Annotated in this window: 22 protein-coding genes and 1 tRNA gene; 11 read left to right on the top strand and 12 right to left on the bottom strand. The window is 61.9% G+C overall.

The features are described 5' to 3' along the window. Positions 1-94: 94 nt before the first annotated feature. Entirely contained in the window at positions 95-949 is an 855-nt protein-coding gene (locus tag E7T06_RS20060; protein WP_136367537.1) for an isoprenyl transferase, read from the bottom strand. A 138-nt stretch (positions 950-1,087) separates the two neighbouring features. Then, positions 1,088-1,417, bottom strand: coding sequence for a hypothetical protein (locus E7T06_RS20055; RefSeq protein WP_136367536.1), 330 nt, complete (start codon positions 1,415-1,417; stop codon positions 1,088-1,090). A 391-nt stretch (positions 1,418-1,808) separates the two neighbouring features. On the opposite strand from E7T06_RS20055, the gene E7T06_RS20050 reads away from it, so the two are divergent. The 4 genes from E7T06_RS20050 to tmpR all read left to right on the top strand — a co-directional run bounded on the left by E7T06_RS20050 (position 1,809) and on the right by tmpR (position 5,484). Next, positions 1,809-2,726: a DMT family transporter gene (locus tag E7T06_RS20050; protein ID WP_136367535.1), complete on the top strand. Its 918-nt coding sequence runs from the start codon at positions 1,809-1,811 to the stop codon at positions 2,724-2,726. After that, the gene (locus E7T06_RS20045; protein WP_136367534.1) at positions 2,723-4,249 is read left to right on the top strand and encodes an ABC transporter permease subunit; all 1,527 of its coding nucleotides are present in this window, start codon (positions 2,723-2,725) and stop codon (positions 4,247-4,249) included. The genes E7T06_RS20050 and E7T06_RS20045 overlap by 4 nt, the downstream gene beginning before the upstream one ends. A gap of 102 nt (positions 4,250-4,351) precedes the next feature. Next, positions 4,352-4,762 carry an NUDIX domain-containing protein gene (locus E7T06_RS20040; protein WP_136367533.1) on the top strand — a complete coding sequence of 137 codons (411 nt, stop codon included), beginning with the start codon at positions 4,352-4,354 and terminating at the stop codon, positions 4,760-4,762. Then, positions 4,759-5,484: a bifunctional dihydropteridine reductase/dihydrofolate reductase TmpR gene (gene tmpR / locus E7T06_RS20035; RefSeq protein ID WP_136367532.1), complete on the top strand. Its 726-nt coding sequence runs from the start codon at positions 4,759-4,761 to the stop codon at positions 5,482-5,484. The genes E7T06_RS20040 and tmpR overlap by 4 nt, the downstream gene beginning before the upstream one ends. 151 nt (positions 5,485-5,635) lie before the next feature. On the opposite strand, the gene E7T06_RS20030 is transcribed toward tmpR, so the two are convergent. After that, positions 5,636-5,827 (bottom strand): hypothetical protein, encoded by a 192-nt coding sequence (locus tag E7T06_RS20030; protein ID WP_136367531.1) that lies wholly within the window; start codon positions 5,825-5,827, stop codon positions 5,636-5,638. Positions 5,828-5,956: 129 nt separating this feature from the next. On the opposite strand from E7T06_RS20030, the gene dnaE reads away from it, so the two are divergent. Further along, complete coding sequence (gene dnaE, locus E7T06_RS20025) at positions 5,957-9,967, top strand: DNA polymerase III subunit alpha (RefSeq protein WP_136367530.1); 4,011 nt, start codon at positions 5,957-5,959, stop codon at positions 9,965-9,967. 14 nt (positions 9,968-9,981) lie between these two features. Here dnaE and E7T06_RS20020 read toward each other — a convergent pair whose 3' ends face one another. The 5 genes from E7T06_RS20020 to E7T06_RS20000 form a co-directional block, all read right to left on the bottom strand. Further along, positions 9,982-10,329: a type II toxin-antitoxin system PemK/MazF family toxin gene (locus E7T06_RS20020; RefSeq protein ID WP_136367529.1), complete on the bottom strand. Its 348-nt coding sequence runs from the start codon at positions 10,327-10,329 to the stop codon at positions 9,982-9,984. Then, positions 10,323-10,562 carry a ribbon-helix-helix domain-containing protein gene (locus E7T06_RS20015; RefSeq protein WP_136367528.1) on the bottom strand — a complete coding sequence of 80 codons (240 nt, stop codon included), beginning with the start codon at positions 10,560-10,562 and terminating at the stop codon, positions 10,323-10,325. Before E7T06_RS20015 ends, E7T06_RS20020 begins: the two co-directional genes overlap by 7 nt. A gap of 49 nt (positions 10,563-10,611) precedes the next feature. Next, entirely contained in the window at positions 10,612-11,691 is a 1,080-nt protein-coding gene (locus tag E7T06_RS20010; RefSeq protein ID WP_136367527.1) for a PilT/PilU family type 4a pilus ATPase, read from the bottom strand. Positions 11,692-11,955: 264 nt separating this feature from the next. Then, a complete protein-coding gene (locus E7T06_RS20005) occupies positions 11,956-12,540 on the bottom strand; it encodes a DinB family protein (protein ID WP_136367526.1) in 585 nt (194 codons plus the stop codon). A 3-nt stretch (positions 12,541-12,543) separates the two neighbouring features. Then, a complete protein-coding gene (locus E7T06_RS20000) occupies positions 12,544-13,149 on the bottom strand; it encodes a 5-formyltetrahydrofolate cyclo-ligase (RefSeq protein WP_136367525.1) in 606 nt (201 codons plus the stop codon). 64 nt (positions 13,150-13,213) lie between these two features. Here E7T06_RS20000 and E7T06_RS19995 point away from each other — a divergent pair, with 64 nt between their 5' ends. Continuing rightward, positions 13,214-13,945 carry an HD domain-containing protein gene (locus E7T06_RS19995; protein ID WP_136367524.1) on the top strand — a complete coding sequence of 244 codons (732 nt, stop codon included), beginning with the start codon at positions 13,214-13,216 and terminating at the stop codon, positions 13,943-13,945. A gap of 43 nt (positions 13,946-13,988) precedes the next feature. Here E7T06_RS19995 and E7T06_RS19990 read toward each other — a convergent pair. The 3 genes from E7T06_RS19990 to E7T06_RS19980 all read right to left on the bottom strand — a co-directional run bounded on the left by E7T06_RS19990 (position 13,989) and on the right by E7T06_RS19980 (position 16,051). Continuing rightward, positions 13,989-14,064, bottom strand: a tRNA-Lys gene (locus E7T06_RS19990). 75 nt (positions 14,065-14,139) lie between these two features. Further along, complete coding sequence (locus E7T06_RS19985) at positions 14,140-14,727, bottom strand: hypothetical protein (RefSeq protein ID WP_136367523.1); 588 nt, start codon at positions 14,725-14,727, stop codon at positions 14,140-14,142. 106 nt (positions 14,728-14,833) lie between these two features. Continuing rightward, positions 14,834-16,051, bottom strand: coding sequence for a Mur ligase family protein (locus E7T06_RS19980; RefSeq protein ID WP_136367547.1), 1,218 nt, complete (start codon positions 16,049-16,051; stop codon positions 14,834-14,836). 359 nt (positions 16,052-16,410) lie between these two features. Between E7T06_RS19980 and purE the strand changes: the two genes are divergently transcribed. The 3 genes from purE to E7T06_RS19965 all read left to right on the top strand — a co-directional run bounded on the left by purE (position 16,411) and on the right by E7T06_RS19965 (position 19,676). Beyond that, positions 16,411-16,956, top strand: coding sequence for a 5-(carboxyamino)imidazole ribonucleotide mutase (gene purE, locus E7T06_RS19975; RefSeq protein ID WP_136367522.1), 546 nt, complete (start codon positions 16,411-16,413; stop codon positions 16,954-16,956). A gap of 76 nt (positions 16,957-17,032) precedes the next feature. Then, positions 17,033-18,169, top strand: a complete 1,137-nt coding sequence (gene purK / locus E7T06_RS19970) for a 5-(carboxyamino)imidazole ribonucleotide synthase (protein ID WP_136367521.1) — start codon at positions 17,033-17,035, stop codon at positions 18,167-18,169. A gap of 343 nt (positions 18,170-18,512) precedes the next feature. After that, complete coding sequence (locus E7T06_RS19965; protein WP_136367520.1) at positions 18,513-19,676, top strand: VanW family protein; 1,164 nt, start codon at positions 18,513-18,515, stop codon at positions 19,674-19,676. Between the two features lie 108 nt (positions 19,677-19,784). Here the strand turns inward: E7T06_RS19965 and E7T06_RS19960 are convergent, their stop codons facing one another. After that, the gene (locus tag E7T06_RS19960) at positions 19,785-21,047 is read right to left on the bottom strand and encodes a PLP-dependent aminotransferase family protein (RefSeq protein WP_136367519.1); all 1,263 of its coding nucleotides are present in this window, start codon (positions 21,045-21,047) and stop codon (positions 19,785-19,787) included. Between the two features lie 327 nt (positions 21,048-21,374). On the opposite strand from E7T06_RS19960, the gene fba reads away from it, so the two are divergent. Both fba and E7T06_RS19950 read left to right on the top strand, forming a co-directional pair. After that, on the top strand, positions 21,375-22,292 hold the full coding sequence (gene fba / locus E7T06_RS19955) for a class II fructose-1,6-bisphosphate aldolase (protein WP_136367518.1): 918 nt from the start codon (positions 21,375-21,377) through the stop codon (positions 22,290-22,292). Positions 22,293-22,420: 128 nt separating this feature from the next. Then, entirely contained in the window at positions 22,421-23,167 is a 747-nt protein-coding gene (locus E7T06_RS19950; protein ID WP_240741195.1) for a hypothetical protein, read from the top strand. The last annotated feature ends 207 nt before the right edge of the window (positions 23,168-23,374 follow it).

Genomic DNA, 23,374 nt, shown 5'->3' with positions numbered 1-23,374 from the left:
CCCGGCCCTCCCCCCTCAAGGGTGAGGGAGCAACACAAAGCTTTTTGCCCTTCCTTAGACCCTAGACCCTAGACCCTAGACCCTTGACCGCCCCCTACCGCCCGAACCGCCGCACCCGCCCCTGAAAATCCCGCAGGGCACGCAAGAAATCCACGCGCCTGAATCCCGGCCAATACACGTCGCAAAAGTAATATTCGCTGTACACGCTTTGCCAGAGCATAAAGCCCGACAGCCGGATTTCGCCGCTGGTGCGAATAATAAAGTCAGGATCGGGCGTGTCGGCGGTGTACAGGTGGGCGCTGATGTGATCGGGTTCCAGCGTGGCGGCGGCCTCAGCAAGCGTCATTCCGGCTTCGGCCTGCGCCTGCAAGTGCAGCTTTACGGCGTCCACGATTTCTTCCCGGCCTCCGTAGCCCACCGCGATATTCAGGCGCATGCCGTCGTAGCCAGCGGTTTTTTCCTCCAAGTCTTTCAGCGCATCCAGCACCTGCGCCGGAAACGCCTGATGCTGCCCGATGGCCCGCACGCGCACCCGGTTGGCATGGATGCGCGGGTCGGTGGCAAGGTTGCGGGCCTCGCGCTCTAGCAGACTGAGGATATGGGCCAGTTCCACGGCGTCGCGTCCGGCGTTGTCGGTACTAAGTACCCAAATGGTAGCGGCAGGAATGCCCAATTCTAGGCACCACTGCAACACTTCGTGGGCTTTGTCGGCCCCGAAGGAGTGCCCCACTTCCCGCTGAACTCCGGCGGCGCGGGCGAATCGGCGGTTGCCATCTAAGATCAGGCCCAGATGACGTGGCAGCTTGCCATGCGCCTTGACCTCGCGTGCTAGCCGCTGTTCGTAGCCCCACAGCAACGCCCCCCGCGCTGCGCTCCGGCCCTTTTGTGCAGTGGTGAGGGCCAGCGTGAGGGCGCTGTTTTTTGGTTTGCCGTCTGTGCCGTTGCTCATAGGCGGGTCACGGGGAAGGGGGCAAACCGAGCGTGAAGAACCGGGGGCGTGCGGGAACCAGACATCACCCCGCAGTTTACCGCCGCCGCCCGCCCAGAACCGTCCACCAAAAGGGGGGCAGGCCAGAGGTTGGGGTTCCTAGCCGTCCGAGTTGCGGTCTACGCCGCTGGCCCCCATCTGGTCGGCGTCGCTGCCTTCCCCGGTGGGGTTGAGCATGCCGCTATTGTCCATCTGTTTGGCGGGGTCGCTTTGGCCCGCAATTCCGGTAGGAAGGCCCTGCTGCTGGTGCTGGTCTACGACTTCCGCCGTAGCCGCCGCATCTGCCGCCGTACCTGCGCCGCCCTGCATGCTGGGGTCAAGATTGGTGTTGGCCCCGTGCGTGCTGGTGGCGTTCCCAGTGTGGTTGTCCATCGTTTCGGGAGTGCTGCTGGTTGTGCTTACGGTGCTGCTCGGTTTGCCTTCGCCCATGCGTGGTGCCTCCTAGAGTTGTGGTGAGTTGGTCAGGCGATTCTGGCGCGTGTGGGGGCAAGGCGGATGGGGGCGGGGTTGATGTGGTGCTTATGTGGGGAGGGGTGGAAAGGCAATCGCTGGCGCTCATTCACCCCCTCCCCGGCCCTCCCCCACAAGGGGAGAAGGAGCTAAACCCACGATTCTCGCCCTTTGCTCGTAGCCCTCGCCCCCTGCGGGACTCGCAGAGCTACGAAGTAGAGAGGGGAGATCTGCAAGAGCGGGGTGAGGGAAGTGAGCAACGCGATTGCCTTCCCTTAGACCTTTAGAGCCGCCGCCGAAAACTCACTCCCGTCCCCCAACTGGAACGCCCGCTGCCCCCCCGTTTGTTCCCATGCTTTAGGCTGACGCCGTGACTGTCCCCGTACCGCCCTCTGCTCCCACCCGTCCGTCTCCCACCCTCGATTCGGTGTCGCTGGCCGCCATTCTGGTCACCATCGTGTTTTGGGCGTCGTCGTTCGCGGGCATTCGGGCCGGACTGGAAGCCTTCTCGCCGGGGCATCTCACGCTGTACCGCTTCTTGGTGGCAAGTGCGGCACTGGGCACATTCGCGCTAGTCACGCGCATTCCGCTGCCGCCCTTGCCTGATCTGGCCCGCATCGCGCTGCTCAGTTTTTCGGGCATCACGCTGTACCACATTTGCCTCAATTACGGAGAAGTCAGCGTGCCCGCCGGAACCGCCAGCCTGATTATCGCGGCGGGGCCAGTCATTACGGCGCTGCTCGCTACGCGCTTTGGCAACGAGCGGTTGAATCTGATGGGCTGGATCGGCACCCTGATCAGCTTTTCGGGCGTGGCCCTGATCGTGCTGGGCAAGGGCGAAAGCGTGAACTTTACGCAGGGGGCGCTGCTTATTTTGGCCGCCGCCCTGTTTACCAGCCTGTACTTCGTGTTCCAAAAGCCGCTGCTGGCGCGCATGAAACCGCTGCACTTCACGGTCTGGTCGCTGATGCTGGGCACTATTCCCATGCTGATTTTTCTGCCCGGATTCGGCTCCGAGTTGGCCCGCGCACCGCTGTCGGCACATTTGGCCGTCATTTATATCGGGCTGTTTCCGGCGGCGCTGGCGTACATCACTTGGTCGTTTGCCCTGTCGCGGGTGGGGGCCAACACCACCGCGTCATTCCTGTATGTCAGCCCGGTGCTAGCCATCCTCATCGGCTGGCTGTGGCTGAACGAAGTGCCGGGAGTCATCAGTCTCGTGGGCGGCGCGATTGCGATTGCAGGCGTGGTGCTGGTGAATACGCTAGGCAAGCCGAGGAGAGCATGAGCATTCCCGCGCCCCTCTCCGGCGATACCACTTCTCTTGAGGTCGCCCCCATTCAACTCGAAAACATCACCGTGCGCCTAGGCAGCGAAACTGTGCTGTCGGGCGTCACGCTGGATGTGCGGCGCGGTGAATTCTTGGCAATCATCGGCCCCAGCGGTGGCGGCAAAAGTACGCTGCTGCGCGTCATCGCGGGCCTGCTTAAGCCGCAATCCGGGCGGGTAGAGGTGTCGTCGGCCCCAGCGCTGGTCTTTCAGGATTACCGCCTGCTGCCTTGGCGCTCGGCGCTGCGGAATGTGCAGTTGCCGCACGATCTGGGCGTGGGTGATCTGGGCAAAGAGGGTGGCCTCAGCGCCCGCGAAGCCCTGCATCTGGTGGGCATGGACGCCTACGCCGACTATTTTCCGGCGCAGTTGTCGGGCGGCATGCGGGCGCGGGTGGCGCTGGCGCGTGCCTTGGCCCAAAGCGGCGACGTGCTGCTGCTGGATGAACCTTTTGCCGCCCTCGACGCCCTCGTGCGCGAACGCTTCAACGCCGAATTGCGCCATTTGCACGAAAAAACGGGCCGCACCACCGTACTGGTCACGCATTCCATCCGCGAGGCCGCCACACTCGCTGACCGGGTGGCCGTGCTGCGAGACGGGCGCATCGTGGATATTCTGGACACCCGCACCAAAGCTGTGCCGCCCGCCCCCACCGCCACCGAAGCCCGCCTGCGCGATTTGCTGGGCACAGGCGACAGCACCCGCCTTCGCGCCGAGCGTCCGCCCGCCAAACCCCGGTTTCCGTGGGCACCCGCCGCCGCGTTGCTGGTGGGCTTGGTGCTGTGGGAACTGGCCGCCCGCGCTATCGGGGTGCCGCTGCTGTTGCCCGCGCCCGCGCAAGTCTGGTCAGAACTCCTTAAAACGCCTGCCGAATTTGCCGAGGCCACTTGGGGCACAGCCCGCATCGCTTTGTCGGGCGCACTGCTGGGCAGCATGGCGGGCATTCTCATCGGCTATCCGCTGGGCAAACGGCCCGCGCTAGAGCGGCTCCTCAGTCCGTATGTCATCGCTTCCCAAAGCACGCCCATCGTGGTCATCGCGCCGCTGCTGATTACGTGGTTCGGCTTCACCCTAATTCCCGCCATCCTGGTCAGCGCCCTCAGTGCCCTGTACCCCATTATGATTGCCACCATCGTTGGGGTGCGAGAGGTAGACCGCACCTACCAAGAACTGTTCCTGAGCTTGCGGGCCAACTTCTGGCAACGCCTGACCCGGCTGGAACTCCCCGGAGCTTTGCCCGTCATGTTGGGCGGCCTGCGGTTGTCGCTCAGTCTCGCCCTCATCGGCGCGGTGGTATGGGAATTTGTGAGCAACCAGAAACCGGGACTGGGCTTTTTAGTCAATCAGGCGCGGGCTTATTACCAAACGCCCCGGCAGTTTGCCGCAATTGCCCTGCTGATTTTGCTGGGTGTGGCGCTGTACATAGGCGTCACGGCCTTAGAGCGCCGGGTCATGCAGCGGCGGGGCAGAAGTATCAGGTAGAAAGCATTCCGGCTTGGCTGAACGCCGTTCTTAGACTGCTCCACCCCCCAGATAGCCACATTCCCGACAGACCGCCCCACCGATGCGGATACCCTAAGCAGCATGGACAGGCCGCTGGTGTGTGTGGGTGCGTTGGTGTGGGGGCCAGATGGCCGAGTGCTGTTAGTCAGAACCACCAAATGGCGTGGGGCGTGGGGCGTGCCGGGCGGCAAAGTGGAGTGGGGCGAAACGTTGGAAGCCGCCACCGTACGTGAATTTGTGGAAGAAACGGGCCTGAGCCTGAGCGATCTGCACTACGCCCAAACGCAGGAAGCCGTGTTGTCAGAGGAGTTTCACAAGCCCTCCCACATGCTCCTGATCGACTTTTTTGCGCGGGCCGATACTTTAGCCATTGCGCCGAACGAAGAAATTGAAGCGTGGGCATGGGTGGAACTGGGCGAGGCCCACACCTACCCGCTGAATTCGTTTACGCGCACGTTGGTTGATCTGGCACTTCAGCAGAGGCAAGCGTGACTGCCCACATAGGCACGGCGCTGGTGACGGGTGCGGCACGCGGCATTGGGCGGGCGCTGGCTTTGGCGCTGGCCGCCGAGGGCTTCAACGTAGCGGTGCATTACCGGGGCAGCCAAGCCGATGCACAGGAAACGGCGCGGCTGTGTCAGCTAGAAGGCGTGCAGGCGGTCATTCTTCAGGCCGACTTGACCCAGCCCCAGCAGGCGCGGGAGCTGGTGCAGCGGGCGCACGCCGCCTTGCCCGGTTCCCCGCTGACCGTGTTGGTCAACAACGTGGGCAACTATGTGCATAAGCCGCTGCTGGACACCACCGATGCGGAATGGGCCGACATGTTGGGCAGCAACCTGACCGCCACGTTTGCCACCTGTCAGGCCGCCGCGCCGCTGCTGCGCGAATCGGGCTATGGCCGGATCGTGAATCTGGGCTACGCGGGGGCGAGCAATCTGGTGGCCCGGCCCGGCATCGTGCCCTACGTGATCGCCAAAGCGGGCGTGCTGCACCTGTCGCGGGCCTTGGCAGTGGTGTTGGCAGGCAGCGGCGTCAGCGTGAACGTGGTCTCGCCGGGAGTTATCGAAACCAGCATCAGCCAACCCCTGCGCGAGATTCCGGCAGGGCGTCCGGGCACGGTGGCCGAACTCGTAGACGCCGCGCTGTACTTTGTGCGGGCCAGCGACTACGTGACCGGGCAAGAGTTGGAAGTGGCGGGGGGCTGGAATCTGTAGGGGCGGGAAGTGGTCAGGGCGCGGGGTGTCGCTCCCTCTCCCTTGAGGGGGAGCGCTGGGGACTCGTAGAGCTGCGGAGCAGTGGGGGTGAGTGAGCGATAGCGAATGCCGTTCTAGACGCGATTGAGGGCAAGCCTTAAAAATCCACCCCTCACCGCCCCTTCTCCGCCTTCCAAGTCCCGCCGTACCTGTATTCCGGGTTGCCTTCCTCGGCTGCGCGGCGGCAGGGCGGGCACAGAAAAACCCAGCCTTCTTCCTCTTTCAGAATCACTCGGTACATCACGGGCGACGGTTGGCTGCACTGGGCACAGGGTTTTTCTCGCACGCGGTGGGTGGCGGGCATGGCTTCAGCATAAGCAGGCCGGGGCTGGGGCGGGATGTGAACCGAATTCATGGCAATTGAACTGGCCTGAGCGTTCGTCAAGTTCCCACGCCACTGAAACCCTTGCCCCGTCCGGCCTAGACTCGCCGCATGACCGCGCCCGATCTGGCCCCCAAGTTTCACATCCACCTGCCGGACGGCTCCTGCTGCACCCCCGAGACACCCAAGTTGCCGCGTTTCGCGCATCTGCACCAGCACACGCAATACAGCCTGCTGGACGGGGCCGCCAAGCTGAAGGACTTGCTGAAATGGGTCAAAGAAATCACGCCGAATGACCCCGCCTGCGCCATGACCGATCACGGCAACATGCACGGCGCGGTGCATTTTTACAACTACGCGGTGGGCATGGGCGTGAAGCCGATTCTGGGCTACGAGGCCTACGTGGTGCCCGGCTTCGGCACGCGCCGCGACAAGAAACCCGGTGTCAGCGGCGAAAAAGGCATCTTTCACCTGACGCTGTTGGCCCGCACCTTCGAGGGCTATCAGAATCTCTGCCGCCTCAGTTCTCGCGGCTACACCGAGGGGTATTACTACAAGCCCCGCATCGACCACGAACTGTTGCAGGAGCATTCCAAGGGCGTCATCGCCTTTTCCGGCTGCCTAGGTTCCGAGGTACAGCAACTGCTGATGCACGGGCGCGAGGCCGAGGCGCGGGAAAGGATGCTGTGGTACCGCGACTTGTTCGGGGAAAACTACTACATCGAAATTCAGAATCACGGCATCGATCATCAGGCCCGCATCAACCCGACGCTGAAGGCGTGGGCGCAGGAACTCGGCATCGGCATGGTGGCCACCAACGACGGCCACTACGTGAAAAAAGAAGATGCGGCGGCCCACGATACCCTGCTGGCGATTCAGACCAAAGCCATGCTGGCCGATGAAAACCGCTTCCGCTTTCAGTGCGACGACTTTTACGTCAAGACTCTGGACGAAATGCAGGTGGCCCTTCCGGTGGCCGAATGGGGCGAGGAACCCTTCGACAACACGGCCCGCATTGCCGCCATGTGCGATGTGGAATTGCCGGTGGGCAACAAGCGCGTGTACCAGATGCCCGCGCTGCCCATTCCGCAGGGCCGCACCATGTCCGAGGAACTGCGGGTGCAGACCTACCGGGGCACGGTCAAACGCTACCCGGCGCACGCCACCGAAAGTCTGCTTAGGGATTACGCGGTGCGGTCTTTGGCCGAATTGGGCAAGGACGATGCCGCCCGTGTTCTGGCCCGTGTGGACGGCTGCGACGCCACCACCTGTGACTTAGAGACGCTGTTGACGCTGATCGCCTTTTTGGGCAGCGAGTGGGAGAAAAGAGGTAAGGCGGCGGGCGAAAAATACACGCCCTATCCGGCATTGGTGAAGATGGAAGCGGAAGCCGAAGCGGGCACACTGCCGGGGTACGCGCACGAGGATTGCCGGAAGGCCCAGAAACGCGACTCCGACACCTCTATCGAGCTTGACCCGACTGCCGACGACTCCGAAACCACCCGCGCCCACCACCTGCACGCGCTGACCATCCTGCGCCGCGCCGAGTACGAACTGAGCGTCATCAACAACATGGGTTTCCCCGATTACCTGCTGATCGTGGCCGATTACATCAACTGGGCCAAAGATCAGGACATCAGCGTGGGGCCGGGGCGCGGTTCGGGTGCAGGCTCGCTGGTGTGCTACGCCATGCGGATCACCAACCTCGATCCCCTCGAATTCGACTTGCTGTTCGAGCGCTTCCTGAATCCTGACCGAATTTCGATGCCCGATCTCGATATCGACTTCAACGATGCCCGCCGCGCCGAGGTCATTCAGTACGTGCAGGACAAGTACGGCGAGGACAAGGTGGCGCTGATTTCCACCTTCGGGACGATGGCGAGTAAGGCCTGCCTGAAAGACGTGGCCCGCGTGATGGGGCTGGAATATGCCAAAGTCGATAAGGTCTCTAAGCTGATTCCGATTAAGTTCGGCAAAAGCTACAGCCTAGAGCAGGCCCGCGAATCGGTGCCCGACATTCAGCAACTGCTGGCCGACGACGCGCAACTGCTGGAAGCCTACGAATTCGCGCAAAAGCTGGAAGGGCTAACCCGTCACGCCTCGGTGCATGCGGCGGGTGTGGTCATCGGGCGCGACAAACTCACCGACCTCGTGCCCGTCATGCGCGACACGTCGGGCGTGGGCATGGTCTGTCAGTACGACATGAAGGCTGTAGAAGACATCGGCCTGATTAAGATGGACTTCTTGGGCCTGCGAACCTTGTCCTTTTTGGATGAAGCCAAGCGGATCATGCGGGAATCCCAGAAGATCGAAATCGACTTTGACGCGATTCCCTTTGACGACGAGAAAACCTTTGAACTTCTCTCACGGGGCGACACCAAAGGCGTGTTTCAGTTGGAAGGCGCGGGCATTGCCGACGCGAGCCGCCGCCTGAAGCCCCGGCGTTTGGCCGACATTATCGCCCTGAGCGCTCTCTACCGCCCCGGCCCGATGGAAAACATTCCGACCTACGTGCGCCGTCATCACGGCCTAGAGCAAGTGGATTATGTGCGCGACGGCTTTCCCAACAGCGCCCAGTGGCTTGAAAAGATTCTGTCGGAAACCTACGGCATTCCCGTGTATCAGGAACAAATTATGCAGATCGCCTCGGAAGTCGCCGGATTTAGCTTAGGCGGAGCCGACTTGCTGCGCCGAGCGATGGGTAAGAAAGATACCGCGGAAATGGCACGTCAGCGTCAGATTTTCGTAGACGGCGCAGAGATTAATAAGGTGCCGAAGGAAGAGGGTAATAAGCTGTTCGATTTGCTGGATGCGTTTGCGAACTATGGCTTCAATAAGTCACATTCAGCGGCTTACGGCGTTATTTCTTATCAAACGGCGTGGTTGAAAGCAAACTACCCCGTAGAGTTCATGGCGGCCCTGCTGACGGTAGAGCGCCGCGATTCCGACAAAGTGGCTGAGTACGTCAGTGACGCCCGCAAGATGGATGTGAAGGTGTTGCCACCAGACATCAACCGCTCCAACGCTGACTTTGCGGTGGCGGGCGAGGAAATCTACTTCGGGATGTACGCCATCAAGGGCTTGGGCGAAGCGGCGGTGCTGAGGATTCTGGAGGAGCGCGAGCGGGCCGGAACCTTCAAATCCTTGGCCGACTTCTGCTCACGCCTCGGTAGCAAGGTGTGCAACCGCAAGGCGCTGGAGAGCCTGATCAAATCGGGGGCCTTCGACCTGTTCGGAGAGCGGCGGCAACTGATGGAGAGCCTAGAGGACGCGATGGAAGACGCGGCGGGCACGGCAGAAATCAATGCCCGCGCTCAGAGCGGCATGAGCATGATGTTCGGCACCGAGGAAGTGAAGAAAGAGCGGCCCCTCAGAACGGGCGTGGACGCCTACACCGATCTTCAGCGCCTTTCGATTGAAAAGGAAGCCCTCGGTCTCTACATTTCCGGCCACCCGCTAGAGCAGCATGAGGGTCTGCGCGAGGCCGCGAGTTGCCGCATCAGCGACCTCGATACTTGGTTTACCACCCAAAACGTGGCTCCCGGCAAGCGCATTAAGGCGGTGTTGGCGGGCATGATCGAGAGCGTGGTCAAAAAGCCCACCAAATCGGGCGGCATGATGGCCCGCTTCATCTTGGCCGACGAGTCCGGGCAGACCGAACTGGTGGCCTTTTCCCGCGCCTACGACCGCATTCAGGACAAACTGGTGAACGATATGCCCGCGCTGGTGATCGTGGAACTGGAGTCGGAAGACGGCGGCCTACGGGCCATTGCCGAAGAAGTGGTGAGCGTGGAGCAACTGGGCGAGGTGCCCAAAGTCATGTACGTGACCATAGACCTAGAAACGGCCAGCCCCGATGCGGTGGGCGAGTTTCAGAGCGTGCTGGACGAACACGCGGGCAGTATGCCAACTTACCTGCGCCTAGAGACGCCCGAACAATTCGTGGTCTATCAACTTGATCACGCGATGGGCAGCCCACAGGCCATTAAGGTGCTGAACCAGACCTTCCCTTGGGTTGAGGCGTACCTTGCCTACGATCAGCAAACGATTCTGGGACGGTTCGCGCCCAAGCCGCCCGCATGGATGAACAAGCAAGGTGGGGGACGGGGCATGCAGGCTTGAGCGTCAGGTCTGTTTTACAATCCCAGATGCCCCCGCAAACGCTCATCCAATTCGCTCATCAAGTCGGCGGGCAGATGCCCCAGCGGGCGGCGAATGCGGGCTTTGCTCACGTGGCGTACAAATTGCGGCTGCGCTTTGCTGTCATATTCTAGACCGCTGCGCTCTACGGGCAACAGCAATTCAAACGGATAAATGCGTTCGGTATTGCTGGTCACAGGCACAACCACGATAGCCGGGGAGTGTTCGTTGGCGAGATTGTTGGTGATGACGATGGCGGGCCGGGTGTTGTTGGTTTCTCCTGCTTGGGCGGGCGCGAAATCAACCAACAGCAAGTCGCCTCGCCGGATCAGGGGAATTACCACGCGGCTTCTGCGGAGGCGCTTAACCCATGTCCACTGTCTGTATCAAACAGGGAATCGGCCTGCATTTCGGCTGCCGATTCGCGGTAGGCGCGTGCCAATTCTGCTTCCTGAAAGGCTTGGAGAGCTTGCTGCACGACTTCGCTGCGGCTGAGGTGATGACTCTCTTGGTAGGCCGTGACGAAACTGAGAAGAGGCGTGGGCAGACTTACGGTGACTTTCTCAGCACGTGTCATGGCCAAAGTATAACCGTTTGGTATGACCAAAAAGTAGAACTATTCTGGTTTAAGCAAACTGCCGCGTCATCAGCAGCAATTTCAACTCATGCGGGCTGGTGGCCGTGTGCATGGCGTCTTCTTCACTCATCAGGCCGCTGGAGACCAGTTCGGCCAAGTGTTGATCGAAGGTGTGCATTCCGCGCATCCCGCCTTCTAGGAGCGCCTGCTTGATTTCCTCGGTGCGGTTGGGGTCTTTGATGCACTCGCGCACAGTGGGCGTGCCCAGCATGATTTCCATGCCCAGCACGCGCCCGCCGCCCAGCTTGGGCAACAGGCGTTGGCTGACCACACCTACCAGCGTTTCCGACAGGCCCAGCCGGATTTGCTCGCGCTCGTGGGGGGCAAAAAAGTCGATGATGCGGTTCACGGTTCGCACGGCGTCTTGGGTATGCAGCGTCGAAAATACCAAGTGTCCGGTTTGGGCCGCACTCAGCGCCGCTTCTACCGTTTCTTTGTCGCGCATCTCGCCAATCAGGATCACGTCGGGGTCTTGGCGCATGCTGGCCCGCAGTCCGGCGGAAAAGCTGAGGGTATCGCTGCCCAGTTCCCGCTGAGACACGAGGGCCATCTTATCGTTGTGCATGATCTCGATGGGGTCTTCCAGCGTCACGATGTTCACGGGCTGCGTGGCGTTGATGTAGTCGATGATGCTGGCAAGCGTGGTGGTTTTGCCGCTCCCAGTCGGCCCAGTCACCAGCACCAAACCGCGCTCGTGACCCGCCAAGCCCTCAAAGGTGGCAGCGGGCAGGCCCAATTCGGCAAAACTAGGAATCGGTTTGTTCTCGATCACGCGCATGATCAGGCCCACCGAGCCGCGTTGGTGGTAGGCATTCACGCGGAAGCGGGCCACACCCGGCACACCGTAAGCAAAATCGGCGTCGCGGCGGGTCTGAAAATCTTCCCACATGCCGGGGCGCGGCATCATTTCTATGGCAAAGCCTTCGATATGTTCCGGCGTCAGGCGGGTGGAGCCGTACCGCCGAATCTCGCCGTTGATGCGGCCCGCAGGCGCACTTCCGGCCCGCAAATGAATATCGCTGGCCCCCTCACGAACCATGACGCCCAGCAACTCCTTCAGCACACTCATGCTCTGCACACTAGCGGCGGCCCTCTTACAGCTTTCCCCCAGTTGGGGGGGTGAGGGGCCGTCTAGAAAGCAATGACTTTCGAATGCTTGTCCGCTTGATCTGTGTTCGGAGGTGACGATTCTGGGCGAACCCCCCAGTCTGCTCTGCAGCCAGCCCCCCTCAAGGGGAGCGCAACAGCTTATGTCCTCCCCTCTAAGGGGGGGCGTTGCGCCAGCAACGGGGGGTTAACCTTTCAGCTCAGCACAACCCGGCCCACACGTTCCTTACCGCCCTGCTTTCAGTTTCCGGCTTTCTATGTCGGCGTGCTGGGTCAGGTATTGCAGCCAGCCTTTGGCGGTCAGGGGGCCAAAATCGTTGTGGTCTATTTTCAGGTCGTCGTTGGGGGCGGCGCTGTGCAGTTGCCGCGCCAAATCGACGCTGCGGGCGCGGGTCTGAGACAACAGGTCTTGCAGTTCATTGAAGGTGGCCTCGGCGGGTGGGCGGTAGGGGCTGTAGTCGTCGCGCTCGTAGGGCCGCTGGCCTAGCGCCACACGCAAGCGGTTTTGGCCCCAGCGTTCTATCCCGATAATGTGCGCGATGACCTCACGGTTGGCCTCGGTATCGGCAGCGCGGGTGGCCCGCCCGGTCAGCATCATGCCGCCGCGCTCCAGCCCTTGCCCCAGCCCTGCGTAACTGGCATTGCGGGCGGGCCGTTCTATGAGTTGTGCGGCCACCAAGCCCTTCACTTGCTGCCCCACGCCTTCTCCATCTTTGCTGCGGCTGCGGGCAATCAGCGCCGCGACGCCCACGGCGGCCACCGTGACCACGACAGGAACGATGGGAAGGGAAGGAGTGGGTTTGGAGGTCATGCGTCAGTGTAGACCGTGTGGGCCGGGTGCGGAAGATTGCGCGGTGTCGAATACCCCGCCCGGTGTGCCGATCAGCGCCGCGTGCGAGTCGGCAGGGCAGGGCAACTGGCCCCACAGCATCAGCCCGTGTGCCAACGTGAATTCCGGCAAATCCAGATGCAGCCCGCGTGCGCCCCAGCCAAAACCTTTGCCCACTCTGCCGCCCGTGCGGTCTGCGGCCACACACGCCAACACTGCTGCTTGTGCGCCTTCGGGCTTCAGCTTAGGCTCGCCGTGCGCCGCCATTTTAGACAGGTTCGCGCCCGCTGCATCAGCCAGTTTCCAGTACCAACCGTCTTTTTTCAGGTTAGGCACATACAGCGTGATACCCGATTGGAGCGCCAGCTTTCGCAGCGGCATCAGCACCCGGTCTGGCCCCACGATCAGCGTGTGCAGCGGTGCAACCTGCGGATGCTTCAGCAGGTGTTTGGCGGCCTCCCGCGCCCCAGTAAAGTTGGGATGGTGGCCGTGTGGCGGCAGCGGATAGGCACACAGCCGCGCCCGTTCCAGCGCGTCCCAAACAGCGGTACGGTGTGCGCCTGCCGTCGTGGTGGGTGGGGGAGAGGTCATTCACTCCAGAGCATAGCGGGCAAGTCTGCATCCCGCCTCCAGCCAGATTGCGTAAGGTGAGGCCGTGACCTTTCCTCTGACAAAAAAATTCACCGACGCCCTGCAACTGGCACATGAATGGCATAGGGGCCAATACCGCAAACGCACACAGACGCCGTACCTGTCGCATCTGCTGGGCGTAGCGTCGGTGGCGCTGGAATTTGGCGCGACGGAAGCCGAAGCCATAGCCGCCCTGCTGCACGACGCGCTGGAAGATGGACCGGAGAATTTGACGGCGGATAAGAACAAGCGAGTTGAAAAACGCAAAGAATTAGAAGCTCAGATTGGGGCCAAATTTGGTGCGGAAGTAGCCGCGTTGGTGCGCGGAGCCACCGAAGAAACGCCGCTGGTAGACGGCCAGAAACCACCTTGGGCTGAACGCAAACTGGATTACCTCGCCAAACTGGGTCATGAGGGAGCCAGTTCGCTGTTGGTCAGTGCCTCCGACAAGTTGCATAACGCCCGCACCATCCTGACCGACGTGTTGACGGAAGGCATGACGCCGGAAGCGCGGGAAGCCTTCTTTGGCCGCTTCAGTCAGGGCCGCGAAGGAACCTTGCAGTATTACCGCCTGTTGGCCGACGCCTACAAACAGGCTCCGGGTGCGGCGGGGCGGCCCCGATTGCACGCCCTCTTTGCCGAACTGGAACGCACGGTGGCGGCGTTGGAAGTCGCGTGCGGCGTGACGCCGGAGGAGGTTCGGAAGTATGCGCCGCTGCGTTCTGCTCAGGCCGATGAAGGACTGGGATTCATCTGAACAAAAAAAGGCCCCCGTCAACGCTACATGGGGGCCTTATCGGTGGTGGATCGTGTAGGAATCGAACCTACAACCCGCTGATTAAGAGTCAGCTGCTCTACCAATTGAGCTAACGATCCAAAAAGAATGCCGTCTGAATTCAGACAGGGCGAAAGGGAGTATAAGGACTGCCCCCAGCCCTGTCAAGGCTGACTTTATTTGGGTAAGGTGCGCCCCAGCACGGCGGCGCTGAGGCCGAGGCCCAAGCCATACGCCAAGTGTGCGCCCAATCGGTTGCCATGCGTTTTGATGTTGCCTGCGCGGAGGCCGTCTTGCAGGCCCAGCAGCGGCGTAATCGTTTCGTCCAGCAGCAGCCAGAGGCCCGCGCCCCACAGTAGCCCTGTCGCTGGACTTTGACGCTGGGCCAACACTGCCCCAAACGCCGCGCCGCCCAATACACCTGTGCCCCAATGCACCGCCTCGCTGAGTGCCTGCCGTGTGCCTTTTTCCGGTACGTTGTGTGTTATCGCCGTGTACAAGTGCCGCCCCATCGCGGCGGTGCTGCTCTCGCCGTTTTCGTGGGTTTGTCCTAGCGGGCTGATCACATCTGTATCGGGCTGAGGCGGGCCGCTTTCGTCTTCATGCTCTCCGGCTACCAGTGGAGCCACCCGCGTCCAATATTGGCCCATCAGCAGCGTGCCCACTCCGCCTGCGCCGAGGCCGATCAGGGCGTCACGGTACACGCGGGAAGTGGGCGGCGTGGGGCGCAGCAGGGCGCGGGCGGCATTCAGCAGCGAGGACATGAATTACCTTACGGCTCCACCTCCGTTTGGCGGCTTTATCTGGCTTGAAGAGAAGGAGTCTGGCATATGGCGTGTTGCTCGTAAAATCTAGGCGTTGAGGGCGCTGTCATTGGCTGTGATTGGATTCACTGCGGCCAGAAACAAGCCACTCGCGCACGCTTCCGGCCAGATACAGGCTGCCTGCCACCAACAACGTGCCGCCCGCTGGGGTCAGGGCTAAGGCGCGGGCCAACGCCTGTGCCGAGCCGTCTACCGCTTCGCCGCCGTACTGCTGGGCCAGATCTTGCGGCGGGGTAGCAAGGTCACCGGGGGCCGTGAAGACGCGCAGCGGGGCTACGGCCAACAGCGGCGCAAGCGTGGCAGCGGTGTCTTTGCGGGCCAGATTGCCGAACAGCAGCACATCGGCACGCGGTACGGCGGCGGCGAGGGCCTGCGTGGCGTGCGGGTTGTGTGCGCCGTCAATCAGCAGTGTTTTGCCGTCCAGCACGAATCTTTCCAAGCGGGCCGGATGAGACGCGGCGAGGGCGGCTTCTGCCCCGGCCTCATGCCCCAGTAGGCGTAAAGTTGCCAAAGCCAAAGCCGCGTTGCTGTGCTGGTGTGCGCCCAACAGCGCCGGAGCGTGCGGCAGCGCAAACAGGGCCGGATACATGGCGGGCGTGTACAGCGGCGCATCTTTTTCGTGGCACACGGCGCGAATCACTTCTAAGGCTTCTCCGGTGGCAGTGGTCAGCAGTGGTACGCCGGGGCGGGCGGCCAGCGCCTTATCGCGGGCAATCTGGGCTACTGTGCTTCCCAGCACCCCCACATGATCGAGCGCCACGTTGGTCAGCGCCACCGCCGACACGTTCTGTAGCGCCTGCGTCGCGTCGCTCACGCCGCCCACGCCCGCTTCCATCACGGCCACGCGCACGCCCGATTCGGCAAACACGGTGCAGGCCAGCAGCAACGACAGGTCAAAAAACGCGCCGTTCCAGCTTTCTTGCCGCGCTTGCCGGATAAAAGCGGCCACCCGCGCCGGGGCCACTTCTTGCCCATTCACGCGGATTCGTTCTTCAAAGTGGATCAGATGTGGGCTGGTAAAGCGCCCGGTCTGGACTCCTGCCGAGATCAAGCCAGCTTCCAGCATGGCGCAGGTGCTGCCCTTGCCGTTGGTGCCCACCACGCGAATAGAGGCAAACGCGGCGTCGGGCGAGCTTTGGACGTCCAGCAACGCCCGCGCCACTTCTGGCCCCCGCGTGCGCCCATTGCGGGTGCGGGCATAGAACCAGTCGTAATCGGGCTGGTCTGACTGGTCTGAATTAGGAGGGGCGGGTACGGCGTCCATCACGCTCCCGACTGTAGCGGGTTAGGGGCGTGTTGCAGGTTGATTGCTTGTTCTCTTGGCTCCTCTCCGGCTGAGGGACAGTCAAGGATGGGTGATTTCAGTAGGCATACAGAATTGATGTCGCGTGTGAACCCCCCAGTCTGCTTCGCAGCCAGCCCCCCTTAAAGGGGAGTGCAACAGATGTTATGTCCTCCCCTCTAAGGGGGGGCGTTGCGTTAGCAACGGGGGGGTTTACACGCGACTCAGCCTCTCGACGTATTGCTAAGCAAGGCAAAACCAAGAAGCGGCGTTCCTACCGGACAAATTCACCCGCCGCGCCCGAATAGCCCCACGCCAGATGCTCTAGGATGCCCCCTGATATGGACACGGCAACCGGAGCAGATGGGGCAGCAGGCAGCGAGACGCGGGTGGGCGTGGTGATGGGCAGCCGCAGCGACTTCGACACCATGCAGGGCGCACTGGACACTTTGGCGGCGTTGGGCGTGGCCTACGAGGTGCGCGTGCTGAGTGCCCACCGCACGCCCGGACTGCTGCCCACTTACGCGTCGCGGGCCGAACGCCTGAATTTCGCCTGCATCATCGCGGGGGCGGGCGGCGCGGCGCATCTGCCCGGTATGCTGGCGGCCTTTACGCGGGTGCCGGTGCTGGGCGTGCCCGTGCAGTCGCGTGCCCTCAGCGGCCAAGACAGCCTGCTCAGCATCGTGCAGATGCCCGCCGGAATTCCTGTGGCGACTTTTGCGATTGGCGTGGCAGGGGCCAAAAATGCAGCTCTGTTTGCCGCCGCAATGTTAGCCGGAACCGATTTGGGCGTGCGTGAGCGCCTGCAAGCCTACCGCGACGCCCAAACGCAGGCCGTGCTGGACGCCCCTTGGTTTGAAGGCCACCCACAGGCGGGGGAAGCGTGAAAAAAATTTCGATTGAACGGTTGACTTGTCAATCTCGAAATCTGAGCGGAGTGACTAGGAATTGGACGGAATCCGTATGAGAGAGGGCCTGACTCTGGGCATCCTAGGCGGCGGCCAACTGGCGCAAATGCTGGCCCTCGCTGCCTTGCCGCTAGGTGTGCGCGTGGTAGTGCTGGAACCCGACCCGAACGCCCCCGCTCGCCTGTGCGCCGAGCATCTGCACGCCGCCTATACCGACGCCGAGGGCCTAGCAAGGTTAGCCGAATGCAGCGCGGTCACACTGGAGTTTGAGAATGTGCCCACCGAGGCGCTAGAGGCCTTGGCCGGACGGGTTCCAGTGCGTCCGGGGGCCGCGTTGCTGGAGCGCACCAAGCACCGTGCCCGCGAAAAAGAGGCGCTGCGGGCGTCAGGCGTCGGCACAGCCCCGTTTGTGGTCATCGAATCCGAACCTGATCTTGTGGGCGCATTGGCGACAGTGGGCGGGCGCGGCATCCTCAAAACGTCGGAATTGGGCTACGACGGCAAAGGTCAAGCGCGGGTGAACAGTGACGCGGAATTGAGCGTGGCGTGGGCAGGGATGGGCGGCGCGGCCTGCGTGCTGGAAGGCCTCGTTCCCTTTGTGCGAGAAGTCAGCCTCAGCGTGGCCCGCACTGCTGCCGGAGCCGTCGCCTTTGGCCCTCTCATCGAAAACGTTCACCGAGACGGCATTCTCCGCACCAGTGTTTTTCCGGCGACAGGTGCCGAAACGCTGGAACCACAGGCCCGCGAGTTGGCCCGTGCCTGCGCCGAGGCTTGGGCGTTAGAAGGCCTGATGACGCTGGAATTCTTCGTGCTGGATGGGGGCCAAGTCGGGTCAACACAGCTTCTGGTCAACGAAGTCGCCCCCCGCGTGCATAACAGCGGCCACCTGACCCAAGACGGCGGCGGCCTCAGCCAATTTGAGGCACAGGTGCGGGCCGTGCTGGGCTTGCCCCTTGCCGACTGGCGGCCCCTGCACCCCACGGCAATGGTGAATATCGTGGGGACGGATTATGTGGAGGGCCAACCGCTGCACCCCGACTGGGACGGCATAGACGCCTTGCCCGGTACGCATCTCCATCTGTACCACAAGGCGTGGCGGGCGGGACGCAAGCTGGGGCATGTGAATCTGGTCGCGGCGAATGTAGAGGCGTTGGCGGGGCAGTTGGCGGCGTTGGAGCGGTTGATTCCTTGAGGGCGGCGCGTCTGCGGGTGCTTTGGTCTAAGGGTCTAAAGGTCTAGGGTCTAAGGAAAGGCAATCGCTTCGCTCATTCACCCCCTCCCCAACCCTCCCCCCTCAAGGGTGAGGGAGCCAAACCAAGCCTCTGGCTCTTCTCTGTTGCCCTCTCCACTCGTGGGACAGGGGCGCTGAGCATCAGCGGGGTGGCTCGCAGAGCTGCGAAGCAGAGGGGGCAGTTCAGCAACGCCCCCGCCCCAGCACCCTAGACCCTTAGACTTTCCCCCCGCCCCCCGACACCTAAACGCCGTCCCAACCACCCCTCACGCCGCGTCAGCCGCCCAGCCTCAGCATTATTCCTATGACACGCTTGAGCTTCTTTCTTTCGCTGGGGCTATGCGCTTCGGCTTCCGCGCAGGCTGCCGCTGACGCTCCATTCAAACTGATTTTGCGTGCCACAGAGCAAAGGATTCAGAAAGGCGAAGTCAAGAACGCCAGCATCGTCAAATCTTGGAAGTTGCCCGCCGCCGGAGTTGCGGCCAGTAAGAAAAATGGCAAGGTCAGCACCACCCTCAGCCCCGTGCTGGACAAGATGTTTGATCAGATCAACGCCCGTGCTCCCCGCCCCGCCAGTTTTAGGAACGTGGGCGGCTCGTGGGTAGCCACGCAGCAGACCGGGTGGATTGCCGACAAGGACGCCAGCAAATCCAACCTGCTGAAGGCGATCATGGCGGGCAAAGACAGCGCAGAGGTGGTATTTAAGGCCGTGGTGCCCGAACGCAGCGTGAAGGTACTCGCAGGGCGCGGCGTGCTGTGGCACGTGTCTACAGGCAGCAGCAGCTATCAGGGCAGCGCCGATTTCCGGGTCAAAAACGTGTTGGTCGGAGCCAGCAAGCTCGACAATTTCTTCATCGCGCCGGATCACGAGTTCAATTTCAATGAGGAAATTGGGCAAATCGACGCCAGCACCGGATTTGTGAAGGGTTTCGTCATCAGCGGCGGCACCCTCACCAAAGAGGACGGCGGCGGCATCTGCCAAGTCAGCACCACCATTTTTAGGGCGCTGTATCAGGCGGGTTTACCCATTACCGAGCGCCACGAACACAGCCACCGCGTCGCCTATTACGACCCCGTAGGCTACGAGGCCACCGTGTATGCGCCCAGCAAAAACCTCCGCATGAAAAACGATACGGGCAAGCACCTGTTTATTCAGGCCGCGTGGGACACGAAAGCCCAAACCCTGCGCTTCGACATTTTTGGGGCCAATACTGGGCGCACGGTGAGTGTCAGCAAGCCTGCCATCAGCAACTTCAAAGCGCCCGCCAACCCCAGCTACAGCCCCGATGACCGCGTGGCGTTGGGAGGCCGCCGCCTGCTCGACACGCCGATGCAGGGCATGACCAGCCTGATCACCCGCACCATCAAATCACCCAGCGGAGCCGTGGTTAGCAAAGACACCCTGAAAAGCGTGTACAACCCGTGGGGCGCGGTGTATGGGGTGAATCCTAAGGACGGAAGGCTGTAAAAACCGTCAGTGGTGAGTGGTCAGTGGAAAAAACTAAAGATAAAAAGCGTGGCCTGCCAGTTCACCTCTCTGCAGGCCACGCCTTTATCTGTTCCCACTCACCACTACCTACTCACCACTGACCGCTTCGGAAATCGTCTCCGCCAGCGCCTTCACCCCGCGCTCTATCTGCTGGGGCGTGGCGTTGCTGTAGCTGAGGCGCATGGTGTTTTGGCCGCCGCCCAATGCAAAAAACGATGCGCCGGGCACGAAGGCCACTTTGCGATCTACGGCGCGGGCCAGCATTGGCAGGGTGTCTACGCCTTCCGGCAGCGTGACCCACAGGAACATGCCGCCTTGCGGAACCGTATGGTGGACGCCCGCCGGAAACTGCGCCTTGATGTGCCGGATCATGTCCTGTGCGCGTTCGCCGTAAGCCTTACGGATCAGTTCGATCTGGCGGGGCAGCACGGTGGGCAGCAGTTCGGTCACGATCATCTGGTTCAGCGTGGGCGTGTGAAGGTCTGCGCCCTGCTTGGCCTGCACCAGTTTTTCGATGATGGGGTGGGCGGCCTGCACCCACGCGTCGCGCAGGCCGGGCACCAGCGTTTTGCTGAAGCTGCCGCTGTAAATGATGTGGCTGTGATCGGGGCTGCCGCCCACCCGGTCAAGCGCGATCTGGTACAGGCTGGGAGCCGCCTCGCCCGAAAAGCGCAACTGGCCGTAGGGATCGTCCTCGATGACCAATAGACCGTGTTCGGCAGTCAGGTTCACGAGGCGTTCCCGGCGCTCTTTACTCAGGGTGCGCCCGGTGGGGTTCTGAAAATTGGGAATGGCATACAAGAGTTTGGCCCGTTTGCCGCCCGCCTTCAGCCCTTGCAGCAGCGCCTCTAATGCGTCTATGTCTATGCCTTCTTCGTCGGTGGGCATCTCCATGTACTGCGGGCTATACGGCTGAAAGGATTGCAGCGCCCCCAAATACGTCGGGCTTTCCACCAGCACGATGTCGCCCTCGGAGATCAGGATTTTGCCCAACAAGTCCAGCCCTTGCTGGCTGCCGGTCATGATCTGCACATGCGCGGGCGAGATGCCTGCACGCTCGGCCAAAAACTGGCGCAGGGGCAAGTGGCCTTCGGTGGTGCTGTATTGAAGGGCCGCCGCGCCGTAACGGGTCATCACGGCGTCCATCGCGGCCCGCACGTCGTCCAGCGGAAACAGTTCGGGGGCAGGCAGGCCGCCCGCGAAGCTGATCACATCGGGTTCCTGCGTAATTTTCAAAATCTCGCGGATTGCGCTGGCCGTCATCTTGCGGGCACGGTCACTCAGCAGGGCGGTGAAATCCAGCGAAGCACTAGTCGGCGTGGGCACAGGCGTAGGCACAGTCGCGGTCATGCCCCCTATCGTAGCGCCCCGGCAGGCTGGCCGTCTGTGTCTAATCTGGGCGCAGTGACAGGCAGGGGCGCGGCTGTCTGAGCAGGGTGGACGCCGCACCTTTTCTCTTGAACTTCTATTGAACGCAGTCCAAATCTATAAGTGGGCTGGTCAAGTCGCACACAGGCCAGCTTGGGGCGGTTACAGTGCTATCCGTACAGTGTTGAGGGGTACATTCTGACCTGAGAATTTCCTCTGGCTGCCCAAAGCAACCTCACGCCCAAGCCTGTTCAGTCTGCCCCACACGTTCATTCAGGCCGTCCCCGGCCACTCTCAGGAGGCATCACCATGCTCGTTACCGGTTCAGACATTCTCGTTCCCGCCCGCGCAGGCAAGTACGGCGTGGCATCCTTCAACACCAACAACATGGAAATCACGCAGGCGATCATTCATACCGCCGAAAAACTGCGCTCGCCCGTAATGGTGCAGATGAGTGAAGGGGCCATCAAGTACGGCGGCCAAGACCTCGCCAACATCGTCAAGGATTTGGCTTCCCGCGCCTCCGTACCTGTCGCCCTGCACCTCGATCACGGCTCTTCTTACGAGTCGGCCCTCAACGCGATCCGCATGGGCTTTACCTCCATCATGATCGACGCCTCCCATCATTCCTTCGAGGGCAACGTGCGCGAAACCCGCCGCGTCGTGGAAGCCGCGCACGCGATGGGCATCAGCGTGGAATCGGAACTCGGGCGCTTGGGCGGCATCGAGGAACATATCGTGGTAGACGAAAAAGACGCCTTCCTGACCGATCCTGACGAAGCCGTGCAGTTTATCGAGCAGACGGGCACCGACTACCTCGCCATCGCCATCGGCACCAGCCACGGCGCATTTAAGGGCAAGGGCCGCCCCTACATCGACCACGCCCGCATTGAAAAAATTGCCAGCCTGACGGGCATCCCATTGGTGGCACACGGCAGCAGCGGCGTGCCAGCCGACATCATCGAGCGTTTCCGGGCGGCAGGCGGCGTCATTGGTGAGGCGGCGGGCATTGCCGACGAAGACCTTCAGAAGGCCACGCAGCACGGCATCGCCAAAGTGAACGTGGATACCGATTTGCGCCTTGCCAGCACGGTAGGCATCCGTGAAGCCCTGTTCGCCAACGCCAAGGAATTCGATCCCCGCAAAATCTTCGGCCCCGCCCGCGACGTGATGAGCCAAGTCATCGAGCACAAAATGCGTGTGCTGGGCAGCGTCGGCAAGGCGTAAGCGCAGAAATTAGGGTGGGGTGCGGGGGCCGCCGGTGGGTGTAGCCCCCACACCCCCCACTTCTCTGAGGGGTGCGTCAGGCTGGCGCGGGAGAATTCTCACCCACGCGCCTTATTCTGCCGGTTGGCATGAAGGCCGCCCGTCCCCTCTTTCCCCTCCTACTGACCAGTCTGGTGGCCGTGGTTGCCCACGCGGCTACCACGCAGTCGTCGGGCCAATCGTCGGCTCAGTCGTCGGCCCCGTTGCCCGCAGGGTGGCAGGCCAAACTCGTTGCTCTCCTCCCACAGGCCGGACAGGTGACCCAGATTTTGGAGCGCCGTTCGAGCCTGTCTTTGTTTGAACTTCAGCGTCGCGTGACCAACGTGGGCGGCAGTCCCGACGCTCTGCGGACTGTCATCGTCAACGTGTCGCAGGGCAAAGCGCCTGTGTACGACGCGAGATTGGGCATTACTCAGGATGAATTCAAGCGCTATCTGGTGTTTCAGCAGTCGCTTGCGCCCAGCGGCAAAAGCCTGAAATTACCCGTGATGCGCGACAATGGCCGCCTCAGCTTTGGCGATGCGGCAGGTATGAACGGAGTCTTCAAGGGCGTGACCATCGACCTGAAAACGGGTGAATTGCGCGTTCCAGAAGGTTTCAGTACCCGTCCCAGCGCCGTGCCACCAAGTATTGGCACCAGTGCAGACCGCTTGGACGTGAAATTGGGCTACCAGTGGAATTTACGGGCCAACGATCCGGTCACCCAAAATGGCATACGTGGTCAATTCACCCTGATCCTCCTGAACAGCGGGCAGATTATTTTGAGTTATGACCGGTTCAGCATGTTGCGGGGCCGAATCAATGAGGGCGAATTGATTCTGGGCTATGCCCGCTGAGAAGGGCAGTGGGATTGTGGTCTGTGGGACAGGCGTGGTGGCCGATCAAACTTGGGGTTAAGCAAGGATAGAGATGTTTACGGCGCTGTCTTTGTAGAAGGTGATGGTTGCGGGTAAACCCCCCCAGTCTGCTGTGCAGCCAGCCCCCTTATTGGTACTCCGTTGACTCATGGAACGGGTGCAAGCTAGGGAATGGACACCCAGCAG

The sequence above is a fragment of the Deinococcus sp. Arct2-2 genome (assembly GCF_004801315.1).
In the GTDB taxonomy this organism is placed as follows: domain Bacteria; phylum Deinococcota; class Deinococci; order Deinococcales; family Deinococcaceae; genus Deinococcus.
The sequence above is the reverse complement of the archived record's forward strand: the minus strand, read 5'-3'. Positions and strand labels throughout refer to the sequence as shown.